Genomic DNA, 12,044 nt, shown 5'->3' with positions numbered 1-12,044 from the left:
ATGACCGTCACGCTGCCCGGGCGCCGGAACCGTCCGGCGCCCGCCGCGGCGCACCCGGCGTACCGGGGCGACATCGAGGGGCTGCGCGCCGTCGCGGTGCTGCTCGTCGTCCTGGCCCACGTGGGCGTGCCCGGGGTGGCCGGGGGGTTCCTCGGCGTCGACGTCTTCTTCGTCGTCTCCGGGTTCCTGATCACCACGCTCCTGCGCCGGGAGATCGCGTCGACCGGGCGGGTCGATCTGGTGCGGTTCTACGCACGCCGGGCCGTCCGGCTGCTGCCGGTGGCCACCCTGGTGATCCTGGTGAGCCTGGCCGGCGCCTGGCTCTGGGCGCCGCCCAGCCGGTTCGCCTCGTTCGCGCACGACGCGCTGGCCGCCGCCACCTACACGATGAACCTGCGTCTCGCCGGCGCCGAGACCGACTACTTCGGGGACCCGGCGCCGTCGCCGTTCCAGCACTTCTGGTCACTGGCCGTGGAGGAGCAGTTCTACCTGGCCTGGCCGCTGATCCTCCTGCTGGCCCGGGGGCGGTGGGCGCTGGGCGTACTCACCGCCGGCACGGTCGCCTCGTTCGCCTGGAGCATGTCAAAAACCGGATATTTCGGTACGGAGGGGAGGGCCTGGGAACTCGGCGCCGGCGCGATCCTCAGCTACCTGGCGTTCCGGCGGGAACTGCCGTGGCTCGGCTGGACCGGGCTCGCGGCCGTCCTGCTCGGGGCGGTCACCGCCGACGAGAGCCACACCTTCCCCGGGCTCGCGGTCGCCGGCGCCGTCGCCGTCATCGCCGCGAACGGCAACCGGCTGCTGGAGACGGCGCCGATGCGCTGGCTCGGCCGGATGTCCTACGGCTGGTACCTCTGGCACTGGCCGCTGCTGCTGCTCGCGCCCGCCGGCCTCGCCGCCCGGACCGCCGCCGCCACCGTCGCGCTGGGACTCGCCGTCGCGAGCCACCACCTGCTGGAGAACCCGGTACGTCACCACCGCCTGTGGGCGGTACACCCCCGTCGCGGCCTGTTCCTCGGGCTCGGCCTGTCCGCCGCGGCCGCCGCCATCGCCGGCGCCGGCATGACCCACCCGCCGGCCGTCCCCGCCAAGGGCACCGCCGCCGACGCACGGCGGGCCGTCGCCGCGGCCGGGAACCCGGCGATCACCCTGAACCGGCTGCTCCTCGCCGGGCAGACCGCCACCGACCTGCCGCGAAATCTCAACCCCACGCTGGCGGGCGCGGCCCGGCAGCGGCTCGCCCCGCAACTCGACGGCTGCCACGTCGGGCTGTCCGGACCGTTCCGGCCGAAGAGCGACTGCGCCTACGGCGACCGCGCCTCGAACCGGGTGGTGGTGCTGTTCGGCGACTCGCACGCCCTCCAGTGGTTCCCCACCATGGAGGCGCTCGCCCGGCGGCACGGCTGGCGGCTCCACAGCTTCACCCGCAGCTCGTGCAGCCCGGCCGAGATCGCCGTCAACGAGCGCCGGGCCCAGGCCCGCTACCTGGAGTGCGACGACTGGCGGCGGGAGGTGCTGACCCGGATCGCGCGACTGCGGCCCGGGCTCGTGGTGGTCTCGTCCAGCGTCAACTACCGGCAGGTGCTGGCCGACCCGTCGGCCGACCCGGACGCCGTCTGGCAGACCGGCTGGGTACGCACCCTGGCCGCCCTCAAGCGCGCCTCCCGGAACGTGACGATGCTGGTCGACACGCCGTTCCTCACGGTGGTGCCGGCCGACTGCCTGAGCACCCGGTCGACGTCGATCGCCGGCTGCGCCGCCCCACGCCGGGACGTGCTGCCCGAGCCGCGGTGGCGGGAGATCCAGCGCGCCACCGCGGTGGCCGCCCGGATCCCGGTGGTCGACCCGGTGCCGTGGCTGTGCGCCGCGAAGTGCCCGCTCGTGGTCGGGGACACCCTGGTCTACCGGGACAGCAATCACCTGACGGAGGCGTACGCCAAGGTCGTCGCCCCGTTGATGGAGCCGCACCTGCCGCGGGTGTGAGACGGGGCGTGCCCCCGCCCGTGGGGTGACGGACGGGGGCACGCGCGCGGTGCGGGGGCACCGCGCGGGCCGGGAGGGGGTTCCGGCCCTGCCCCCTTCTCATCGGCGGCCGCCGCGCGGGCTCGATCGTTACGTCGGGTGCCTTCCCGTCACCACCCGGTTGCGGTGGACGGCCCGTCACCCCTTGAGGAAGGCGGTGACCGCGTCCCCGTAGCGGGCGTGGGCGTGATGGGACTCGGCGAAGGCCAGGCCCTGCTCGCTCTGGGCGAGCAGGGCGGCCCGGTCGCCGTGCAGGCGGGTGATCACGGCCGGGACGTCCTCGGCGGTGGCGTAGACGGCCGCCGGGCCGAAGTCGGGGCTGAACCGGTGCGGCAGGACCGGCACGCAGCCGGCCGCCATGGCGATCAGCACCTCGGGGCAGCCCGGGTCGGCCGGGTCGTCGTCCGGCGGCACGTGCAGGTAGAAGTCCAGCTGGTGGAGGAATCCGCGGGTGTCCAGGTCGGATGAGCGGTAGACCAGCCAGCCGCGGTCCGGCTTCTGGGCCGGGCGGTTGAGGTCCAGCATCCGGACGTCGACCTGCGGGGACCGGGGCAGGATGCCGCGCAGCCGCTGCCATTCCGCCGGGCCGCCCGTGCAGATCCGGCCGATCACCGGGCGGTCGGCGCGCGGGCCGGGCCGGTGCAGCTGCCAGCGGCGCAGGTCGACGGTGCCGGGCACGTCGGCGGCGGTGAGCCGGGCGCCGAACGGGCCGGCGGTCAGGCAGGCGCGGGACGACGGTCCGGTGGGCGCCCACAGCGGCTCGACGCCGAACAGCCGACGGGCCTCCGCGGCGCAGTGGGCGGCGGCCGGAGCCCACGCCGGGTCGGACTCGATGACCACCCGGTCGCCGCGGACCCCGGACGGGGTGCCGGGCGCGAACCCGAGCCCGGCCGGGCCGTGCACCAGGATCAACCGGGCGTGCACCTCGTCGGAGAGCACCACCTGGTCCACCTCCCCGGCGTTGATCATCTGTTGCAGGGCGGGATCGATCCGGGCCGGGCGGCCCGCGACGCCGCTCAGCTCGTCGAGGTGCAGGACGGCGACCGTGCGGCCGGGCCGGAGCGCCGCCCGTACCCGCTCGGCGACCGGCCAGGCCAGGTCGCCGCGGGTCCGCCAGTCACCGGCCAGGATGACGTCGAAGGTGGACCGCCGGTCCGCCGCGTCCCCGGCCAGACCGCGGGGCACGGCGAACGGCCGGTGCTGCGGCGCGCTCGGCCGGACCGCCGGTTCCTGCCCGGCGGCGACCCGGGTGTGCCAGGCCTGGAAGGCGGAGAGGTACGCGTGCCGCGCCGGGATCATCCAGCCCGGCCCGATGTCGGTGCCGGACAGCGACCCGGCGCCGAGGCGGATCAGGGCCAGCGGCTCGGTGTCCAGGTGCCGTACGGCGGGGCGGCCGAAGACGGCACGGGCGCGTTCCACGTACTCGGCGTCGGCGCCCTTGCGTACCGGGTCGAGGTAGCCGAGCCGCTCCAGGGCGGCCTCCCGGCGGATCATCAGCGACGACAGGTTGTACGACCGGAACTCGGCGAATCCCGGACGGGTCACCACCAGGTCCTCGGTCACCCGGATGGCCGCCGAGGTGGTCGCCACCGGTCCGTCCGCGGCGAGCAGCGGGGTGACCTGGCGTTCCAGCCGCAGCGGGTGGGACCAGTCGTCGGAGTCCTGGAAGGTGACGAACTCGCCGCTCGCGCGGTCGAGGCCGGTGTTGCGGGCCCGGTAGGTGCCGCCGTTGACGGGCATCCGGATGATCCGCACCCGCGGGTCCAGCTGCGCCGCCCGGGCCAGCACCGCCCCGTACGCGTCCCCGGACCCGTCGTCGACGACCAGGATCTCGTGGTTGGTCCAGCTCTGCGCCACCAGGGACCGGACCGCCGTGATCAGTTCCGGTCCCGGCCGGTACGTCGTGACGATCGTGGTGATCCGGTGCGCCGACCCGGTGCGGGTCACGGTCCCGGACCGGATCCGGTCGAAGGAGGTCGCCGCCGCCTCGCCGTCCAGCGACAGCCCCGGTGCGGGCAGCAGCCCGGCGAACCGGCCCGGCCACTCGTCCTTGGTGGCCAGGTCGACGACCAGCGCCTCACGGACCGGCGCGGGCACGTCCGGGTAGTCGGCGAGCAGCTTGGCGACGCGGACCGGGTCGCCGGCCGCGAACGCGATCTGGGCGTGCAGCCCCTGATGCAGGGGCGCCACCCCGGCCGGCCCGAAGGTACGCAGCAGCGAGTCGAACAGGGCCAGCCCGTCGGAGCGGTCGCCGGGGTACAGATCCTGGCACGCCACCACCCGGGCCAGCTCGCCGAGCGTCCACGGGTCGGCGTCCTGGAACAGCCGCCCCTCCCGCGCGGCGGCGACCAGTTCGTCGGCGGAGCGGCGGGCGGTGGCGTACGCCAGTAGTGTCCGGGCCGCCGCCGACCGTGTGTGCAGGGCGGCCGTGGCCGGCCCGGTGGGCGCCACCGCGGTCAGTTGCCGCCAAGAGCGTTCCAGCAGTTCCCTGCCGTACGCGTCCGGTGTCGTGTGCTGCCTGCGCAAGGACCCCCCTCAACTGTCGGCAGGATCAACGCGCCGGGGCGGGGGAGCGTGACGCCGGGCGTGGACGGTTCGTTGATCCGACCATGACCGCGACCGTCCACGACGTGGCGATCCTCTCGGATTTCCGGTACCCGGGTGGCACCTCGGCGAGCATCGCCGCCGAGATCCGCGCCCAGGCCCGGGCCGGGCTCACCACGGTGCTGGTGCACGTGAGGTCGCCGCACCTCAAACAGAACCGGCCGTTCCATCCGCTGCTCACCGAGCTGATCAAGGATGGGTCGGCGTACCTGGCGGCCGAGGGGGAGGAGGTCACCGCACGGCTGCTGGTGGTCCGGCAGCCCCGGATCTTCACCGAGGACCTGAGGAGCGTGCCGCCGATCCGGGCCGGGCGCGCCGTGATGGTGCTCAACCAGGCGCCCGGCGACGCCGGTGATCCGGCCCGCTACTACGCCTTCGCGGCCGTCCGGCAGCGGGTCCAGGGATACTTCGGGGCCGGCATCGAGTGGGCGCCGATCAGCCCGCAGGTGCGCGCCGAGGTGCTCCGGGCCGACCCGGGCGCGACCCTCACCGGCGCCGACTGGCACGAGATCATCGACGGGTCCGAGTGGTGGACCGACCGGCCCGGCCCGGTCAGCGCGGTCCCGGTGATCGGCCGGCACGGACGGCCCGACCCGGTGAAGTGGCCGCGGACCGTGCCGGAGCTGCTCCAGGCCTACCCGGACACACCCGGCATGCGGGTCCGCATCCTCGGCGGCGGCGAACTGGCCGTGGAGAAGCTCGGCCGCACCCCGGCGAACTGGGAGATCATCGAGTTCGGCACCCAGGAGCCGGCCGAGTTCCTGCGCGGGATCGACTTCTTCGTCTACTTCCACGACCCCGACCTGATCGAGGCGTTCGGGCGGACCATCATGGAGGCGATGGCGGCCGGCGTACCGGTGGTCATCGGTGAGCACTTCCGGCCACTGTTCGGCGACGCGGCGCTCTACACCACCCCCGAGGGCGTGGTCCCGCTGGTCCGCTCCCTGTACGCCGACCCCGGCCGCTACCGTGCCGTGGCGCTGCGGGCCCGCGAGTTCGTCGAGACCCGGTTCGGCTACCCGTCGCACCTGGTCCGGCTGGCCGACCGCGGCGTACGCCCGGGCGCCCCGCCACCCCCGGCGCTGGACCCGCCGCCGCCCCCGCCACCCGGTGCGGTGCTGCTGGTCAGCGACAACGGGGTCGGCCTCGGCCACCTGTCCCGGCTGATGGCGATCGGCCGGCGGCTGCCCGGCGACACCCCGGTGGTGGTCGCCACCCAGTCGCACGGCGCCCTGGTGGCCCACAAGGAGGGGTTCCTCACCGAGTACATCCCGTCCCGTTCGGTGCTCAACCTGCCCCGCAGCGGCTGGGCCGAACTGCTGCGCAGCCGCCTCGAGTACCTGATCGAGCTGCACCGCCCGGCCGTCGTGGCCGTGGACAGCGTGCCGCACGACGGCATCGTCGCGGCGGCCCGGGCCCATCGCGGGATCACCTGGGTGTGGGTGCGCCGCCCGATGTGGCGGCGTGACACCGGCGCCGAGTGGATCGAGCGGCGGGACGCCTTCGACCACGTCCTGGAGCCGGGCGAGTTCGCGGCCGCCGCCGACGAGGGCCCGACCGTCGAGGACCGGGCCGGGGTACGGCTGGTCGGCCCGATCACCTACCTCGACCCGGACGAGCTGGCCGAGCCGGCGGACGCCCGGCAGGCCCTCGGCATCGAACCGGACCGGCCGGCCGCCCTGCTCCAGCTCGGCGCCGGCAACATCAACGACATCGCGTCGCCGGTCGCCCGGATCGCCCGGCACCTGCGCGACGCCGGTTTCCAGCTGGTGCTGGCCGAGTCGGCGATCGCCACCGAGCCGATGCCCCCGGTGGAGGGGGCGCAACTCGTGAAGCTCTACCCGATGAGTCGGTATCTGCGCGGATTCGACCTGGTGGTGAGTGCCTCGGGTTACAACTCGTTCCATGAGCTGATCGCCTTCGGCATCCCGGCCGTCTTCCTGCCCAACCGGGAGACGGCCCTGGACGACCAGGTGAGCCGGGCCCGGTTCGCGGCGGCCGCGGGCGCCGCGCTGATCATCGAGGACCCGGACGGCCCGGACCTGGACCGGGTGCTGGCCCAGGCGGTACGCCCCGACGTCCGGGAGGCGCTGAGCCGTCGCTGCGCCGAGGTGGCCCCGCTCAACGGCGCCGCCGACGCCGCCGGATGGCTGGCGGCGTTCATCGACCGACCGGAGGATGCACGGTGACCGACAGCGGCGAGGAGATGCAGGCGCTCGTGGTCCGGCTGCGTACCGTCGAACAGGAGCGGGACGCCTGGCGGACCCGCTGCGCCGGCCTGGCCGGGGAACGCGACTCCGAACGCGAGCAGGCCCGGCGGCTGCGCGGCAGCGGCTCCTACCGGCTGGGCCGCACCCTGGTCTCCTTCGCGCGGGAGCCGTTGCAGGGCCCGCCGCGGCTGATCCGGCGGCTGGTCGGCCGGATGCGCCGTCGCCCGGACGCGCCGGCGCGCCGCACCCGCACCACCAAACGCCCCCTGCCGGCCCGCCTGTACGTGGCGATGGGCCTGGACCTGCCGGCGCTGGGGGAGTTCGTCCAGACCCTGCGGCGGCGGCTGACCGTCGAACCCGACCACCGGGCCGTGGTGCTCACCGACAACCCGGAGTTCTCGCTGCTGCGCAAGTCCGGCCTGATCCTGGAGTACCTGCCGGACCGGTGGACCTGGGAGCGGCACCGGCCGGACCGGGCCTGGGACGAGGTGCTCGCCGGCCGCCTGTCCCGCCTGTACGCCGAGCACTCCGCCACCCACGTGGTCTTCGTCGACCCGGAACGGCCCCCGGCGCTGACCGACCTGCTGGACGACACAACCCTGTCGGCGCCGGGCTCGTTGCAGCAGACATGACGGCCCAAACCACCGTGATTCCGGCGCTTTCCGCCGTGGCGTCGCCGGTCCCTCCGCCGCAACCACCCCGCCTCTGGGGACACGTGGCCCGGCGCTGCGTGCTCGCGCCGATCGTGGTGCTGGCCCCGCTGCTGGCGGTCGCGCCGTCCCGGGACCACCGGTTCAACGTCTACTGGCACGGCGGTATGTTCCGCGACGACCCGGGCGCGATCGTGTCGCACACCATCGCGAGCGGGGACGCCTACCTGCGGCTCGGCAACTTCCGGCCGCTCGGGCGGATGCTGGAGAAGTCGCTCGACCTGCTCGCCTTCACCGGCACGCAGCAGCTCGGCCTGCCGGTCACGATGACGCTGCGGGCCGTCTCCATCGGTGCGGCGATTCTGCTGGCCCTGGCCCTGGTGCTGTTCGCGGAGAGCGTGCTGACCCGGGGGCGGCTGTTCGGCGGCGCCCCCTCGCGGGTGGCGCTGCTGCTGCCGTACGCCGTCGCCGCCGGGTTCGTGGCGGCCGGCCAGGACAGCACCACGATCCTCTTCGGCGGCCTCTACCTGACCACCGCGGCGCTCGTCCTCACGGTCGCCGCGACGGCCTGCCGGCTGGACCGGCTGCGCTGGTGGGGCGGTGTCCTCGCGGTGACCGCCGGGGCCGCCCTCGCGGTGTTCAACGAGCCCGCCTACTTCGCCGTGCCGCTGGCCACGGCCGCCGTGCTGATCCGCGGCCGGTTCGTGCTCGGGCAGACCGGGCGGGAACTGCTCACCTCGGCCGGGGTGCGGTTCGCCGGCCTGCTGTGGGCCGGGTTCCTGCCGGCCTTCGCGACGGTCCGCTGGATCATCCGCGGGTTCTGCGCCCAGGGCGGCTGCTACCAGGGGTCGGACCTGATCGTGGACGGGCGGTCGGTGCTGCTGCTGCCGGTCCGGATGGTGGCCTGGCTTCCGCCGCTGCAATGGCGGGCGGCCACCGCCGAGACGCCCGGGGACTGGCTGCGCGGGGTGGTGCCGGTGGTGGCGCTGCTGCTCCTGGGGGCGCTCGCCGCGCGTACCCTCATGCTCCTGCCGAAAACAGGCGTTCCGGCCGCGCGCCCGCTCCTGGGTCTCGCCGCGCTCGGCGTGGTGGTCCTGGCCTGCGGCGCGCTGCTGGCCACGCTGAGCGTCGCGGTGCGCAGCGCGATGAGCGGCCGGGAACTGTGGGAGCAGGGCTGGCGGGACTCGGCGCTGACCGTCCCCGGCGGGATGCTCCTGGTGGTGGCGCTGGTGCTGCTCGCCGGGCGGCGGGTGACCGTCGGCGCGCTGGCCGCCCTGGTGCTGCTGGGCGCGGTCTCGGCCACCGCCAACCGGGCGTACGCCGACACCGTCGCGGTCCAGCGTGCCGCGCAGCTCGACAACCGGATCGCCGCGGCGATGGGCTCGTTCGAACGGAGCCGGGCCGGTGACGCCCGGCGCTGCGCGCTGCTCGACGAGGCGATCGTCGCCAACCAGGGCAAACCGTTCCTGCAGCGGCGCTACCGGGACTCGCTCGACGTGGCGGCCCGCACCCTGGCCGGCGTCCCGTTCTGCGAGCGGGCCCAATGAGCGAGCTTGCGAGCGAATCATTCAGCGCAGTCATCAACTCATCGCGACGCCGGAGCGCAGCGGAGGTGGCGCGATGAGCCCGCTGGTGTCGGTGATCGCGCCGATCTACAACGAGGGCGCGGGCGTCGACCGGTTCGTGGCCCGGCTCGCCGAGGTGCTCGGCGACGCCGCCCTCGACTACGAGCTGGTCCTGATCGACGACGGCTCGTCCGACGACTCGTGGTCCCGGATCGCCCACTGTGCGCTGGTCGACCCACGGGTCCGCGGGCTGCGGCTGTCCCGCAACTTCGGTAAGGAGGCGGCGCTGCTGGCCGGCCTCGAACACGCCGCCGGCGACGCGGTCGTGGTGATCGACTCCGACCTCCAGCATCCGCCGTCGGCCATCCCGGCCATGGTCCGCCGCTGGCAGGACGGCGCGCACGTGGTCGAGGCGGTGAAACGCAACCGGGCCGGACAGGGCCTCGGCAACCGGCTCGGGTCACGGCTCTTCAACCGCGCCTTCACCCGGCTCACCCAGGTCGACCTGGTCGACGCCACCGACTTCCGGCTGCTCGGCCGCCCGGCCGTGGAGGCGCTGCGGCGGATGCCCGAGCACTCCACCTTCTTCCGCGGCACCAGCAGCTGGATCGGCTTCACCCGGGCCACCGTCGAGGTGGACATCGACCACCGGGAGGGCGGGGCGTCCCGGTGGACCCTGCGCGGGCTGTTCCGGCTCGCCGTCAACGGGCTGACCTCGTTCACCTCGGCCCCGCTGCACATGGTCACGCTGGCCGGGCTGGCGTTCGCGGTGTTCGCCGCGGTTCTCGGCGTACAGACGCTGGTCCGGTGGATCAGCGGCGGCTCGGTCGCCGGTTTCACCACGGTCATCCTGCTGCTGCTGGTGACCGGGACGTTCGTGCTGATCGGCCTCGGCGTGATCGGCGAGTACCTGGCCCGCATCCACGACGAGGTCCGCGCCCGGCCCCGCTACCTGGTCCAGGAGCGCACCGGGGCGCCGGAGATCGCCGAACGCCTGGTGGTCGAGCAGCGTGCCGAACGTTGACCGGCTGTTCCGCTACGGCGTGAGCGGTGGGCTGAGCGCCCTCACCCATTTCACGGTGGGCCTGGCCGGAATCGGTCTCGGGCTGCCCGCGGTGCCCGCCTCCACGGCCGGGTTCGCGGCCAGCGTCGCCGTGTCCTACCTGCTGCAACGGACCTGGGTCTTCCGGTCCGGCACCGCGCACACGAGCACCGCGCCGCGGTTCCTCGCGGTCACGGCAGCCGCCCTCGCCCTGAACACCGCGGTCCTGTGGACCGGCGCGGAGCTGTTGGGCGGCCCCTATCCGGTGGTCCAGGCCGTCGCCCTGTTCCTCATCCCGGTGGTCAACTACGTGCTCAACTCACGCTGGACCTTCGCCTGAAAACCCTTCTCCGGTACGGGTCGGGAGCGCCCCCAAACGCATTTCCGCACGTCCCCTGACGCACCCGCGAGCTCCGTGCGTGGTCCAGACCGTGCCGCGCCCGCCGGGCGTGAGCGAGTGATCCCTTTCGGTCACGCCCGCGTGGATGCCGGGCCACCGACCTCAGCCCGGCGGTGCCTCGCGGGCGGGACCACCCGCGCAGCTCGCGGTGCGTCAGGGGACGGGTGGCTGCGGTTGGGGACCGTCCACCCCGTACCGGAAAAGGTCTTGAAGAACGGACGGCCCGGCGCCGGAACAGAGAGAGCGGCCCGGCGCCGGAGCGGAAGGAACCGGATCAGAGGCGATGGGCCTCGCGGGTCGTGGTAACGCCTCGGGTGTCGAAGAAGCGTTTCGCGGTGCGGGACAGCTCGTCCGGGTCGTACTCGCGGTGGTTCTGGACCAGGATCACCAGGTCGGCCGAGGCGGCCGCGCCGGTCAGGTCGTCGGTGCGGGAGACCGGAACCCCGTCGAGGTCCCAGGTCGTCACGTGCGGATCGTGGTAGGCGACCGTCGCGCCGAGTGCGGCCAGGTGCCGGGCCAGCGGGGCGGCCGGCGACTCCCGCTGATCGGCGATGTCGGCCTTGTAGGTGATGCCGAGCAGCAGCACGGTCGCCCCGCGGACCGCCTGGCCGTCGGCGTTGAGCAGGTTCTGGGCGCGCCGGGCCACATAGGCCGGCATGGTCGTGTTGATCTCCTGGGCCAGCTCGACGAACCGGAACGGGTAGCCGAGCTTGCTGCGCACGTTGTGCGAGAGGTAGTTCGGGTCGATCGGGATGCAGTGCCCGCCCACGCCCGGCCCCGGGTAGAACGCCTGGAACCCGAACGGCTTGGTGGCGGCCGCGCGGATCACGTCCCACAGGTCGATGTCCAGCTCGTGGCAGAACCGCGCCATCTCGTTGACCAGCGCGATGTTGACGTGCCGGTAGGTGTTCTCCAGCAGCTTGGCGGTCTCCGCCTCCCGGGTCGACCGGGTCCGCACCACGGTCTCCACGAACCGGCCGTAGAACGCCTCGGCCTGGTCGGTGCACTTCGGCGTGTAGCCGCCGACCACCTTCGGCGTGTTGTGCGCGCCGTAGACCGCGTTGCCCGGGTCGATCCGCTCCGGTGAGAACGCCAGGTGGAAGTCGATGCCCGCGGTCAGCCCGGACAGCTGCTCCAGCCGGGGCCGCACCTCGTCGTCGGTGGTCCCGGGATAGGTGGTGGACTCCAGCACCACGAGCATGCCGGGCCGCAGGTTGCGGCCGATCGCCGAGGTGGCCCCGAGGACCGCCCGCAGGTCCGGCCCGTCGCCCTCGGCGAGCGGCGTGGGCACGCAGATCACCGCGGTCCGGGCCTGCCCGATCAGGGTCTCGTCGGTGGTCGGCCGGAAGCCGCCGGCCAGCATGTTCTCCACGTCCGTGCCGCTCAGGTCGTCCACGTGGGAGCGGCCCTCGGCCAGGCTCCGGACGACGGTCTCGTCGACGTCGAAGCCGAGCACCGACATGCCGGCCCGGATCGCCTGCTGCGCCAGCGGCAGCCCGACGTACCCGAGTCCGAGGATGACGACGTCGTAACTCAAGGATGTCTCCTTCA

Annotated in this window: 8 protein-coding genes; 6 read left to right on the top strand and 2 right to left on the bottom strand. The window is 74.1% G+C overall.

Annotated features, from left to right (window positions below; translation table 11 throughout):
* Window positions 1-1,983: an acyltransferase family protein gene (locus BJ964_RS04365; RefSeq protein ID WP_188119474.1), complete on the top strand. Its 1,983-nt coding sequence runs from the start codon at window positions 1-3 to the stop codon at window positions 1,981-1,983.
* Between the two features lie 177 nt (window positions 1,984-2,160).
* Here the strand turns inward: BJ964_RS04365 and BJ964_RS04360 are convergent, their stop codons facing one another.
* Window positions 2,161-4,548: a glycosyltransferase family A protein gene (locus BJ964_RS04360; protein ID WP_188119473.1), complete on the bottom strand. Its 2,388-nt coding sequence runs from the start codon at window positions 4,546-4,548 to the stop codon at window positions 2,161-2,163.
* An 83-nt stretch (window positions 4,549-4,631) separates the two neighbouring features.
* On the opposite strand from BJ964_RS04360, the gene BJ964_RS04355 reads away from it, so the two are divergent.
* From BJ964_RS04355 to BJ964_RS04335, 5 genes are all read left to right on the top strand, one after another.
* A complete protein-coding gene (locus BJ964_RS04355) occupies window positions 4,632-6,815 on the top strand; it encodes a glycosyltransferase (protein ID WP_188119472.1) in 2,184 nt (727 codons plus the stop codon).
* Entirely contained in the window at window positions 6,812-7,468 is a 657-nt protein-coding gene (locus BJ964_RS04350; protein ID WP_229806562.1) for a hypothetical protein, read from the top strand. Before BJ964_RS04355 ends, BJ964_RS04350 begins: the two co-directional genes overlap by 4 nt.
* Window positions 7,465-9,033: a hypothetical protein gene (locus BJ964_RS04345; RefSeq protein WP_188119470.1), complete on the top strand. Its 1,569-nt coding sequence runs from the start codon at window positions 7,465-7,467 to the stop codon at window positions 9,031-9,033. Before BJ964_RS04350 ends, BJ964_RS04345 begins: the two co-directional genes overlap by 4 nt.
* Window positions 9,034-9,106: 73 nt before the next feature.
* Window positions 9,107-10,075 (top strand): glycosyltransferase family 2 protein, encoded by a 969-nt coding sequence (locus tag BJ964_RS04340; protein ID WP_188119469.1) that lies wholly within the window; start codon window positions 9,107-9,109, stop codon window positions 10,073-10,075.
* Window positions 10,062-10,433: a GtrA family protein gene (locus BJ964_RS04335; RefSeq protein ID WP_188119468.1), complete on the top strand. Its 372-nt coding sequence runs from the start codon at window positions 10,062-10,064 to the stop codon at window positions 10,431-10,433. Before BJ964_RS04340 ends, BJ964_RS04335 begins: the two co-directional genes overlap by 14 nt.
* 334 nt (window positions 10,434-10,767) lie before the next feature.
* Here the strand turns inward: BJ964_RS04335 and BJ964_RS04330 are convergent, their stop codons facing one another.
* Window positions 10,768-12,030 carry a nucleotide sugar dehydrogenase gene (locus BJ964_RS04330; protein ID WP_188119467.1) on the bottom strand — a complete coding sequence of 421 codons (1,263 nt, stop codon included), beginning with the start codon at window positions 12,028-12,030 and terminating at the stop codon, window positions 10,768-10,770.
* Window positions 12,031-12,044 lie beyond the last annotated feature (14 nt).

The sequence above is a fragment of the Actinoplanes lobatus genome (genome assembly GCF_014205215.1).
Lineage (GTDB): Bacteria > Actinomycetota > Actinomycetes > Mycobacteriales > Micromonosporaceae > Actinoplanes > Actinoplanes lobatus.
The sequence above is the reverse complement of the archived record's forward strand: the minus strand, read 5'-3'. Positions and strand labels throughout refer to the sequence as shown.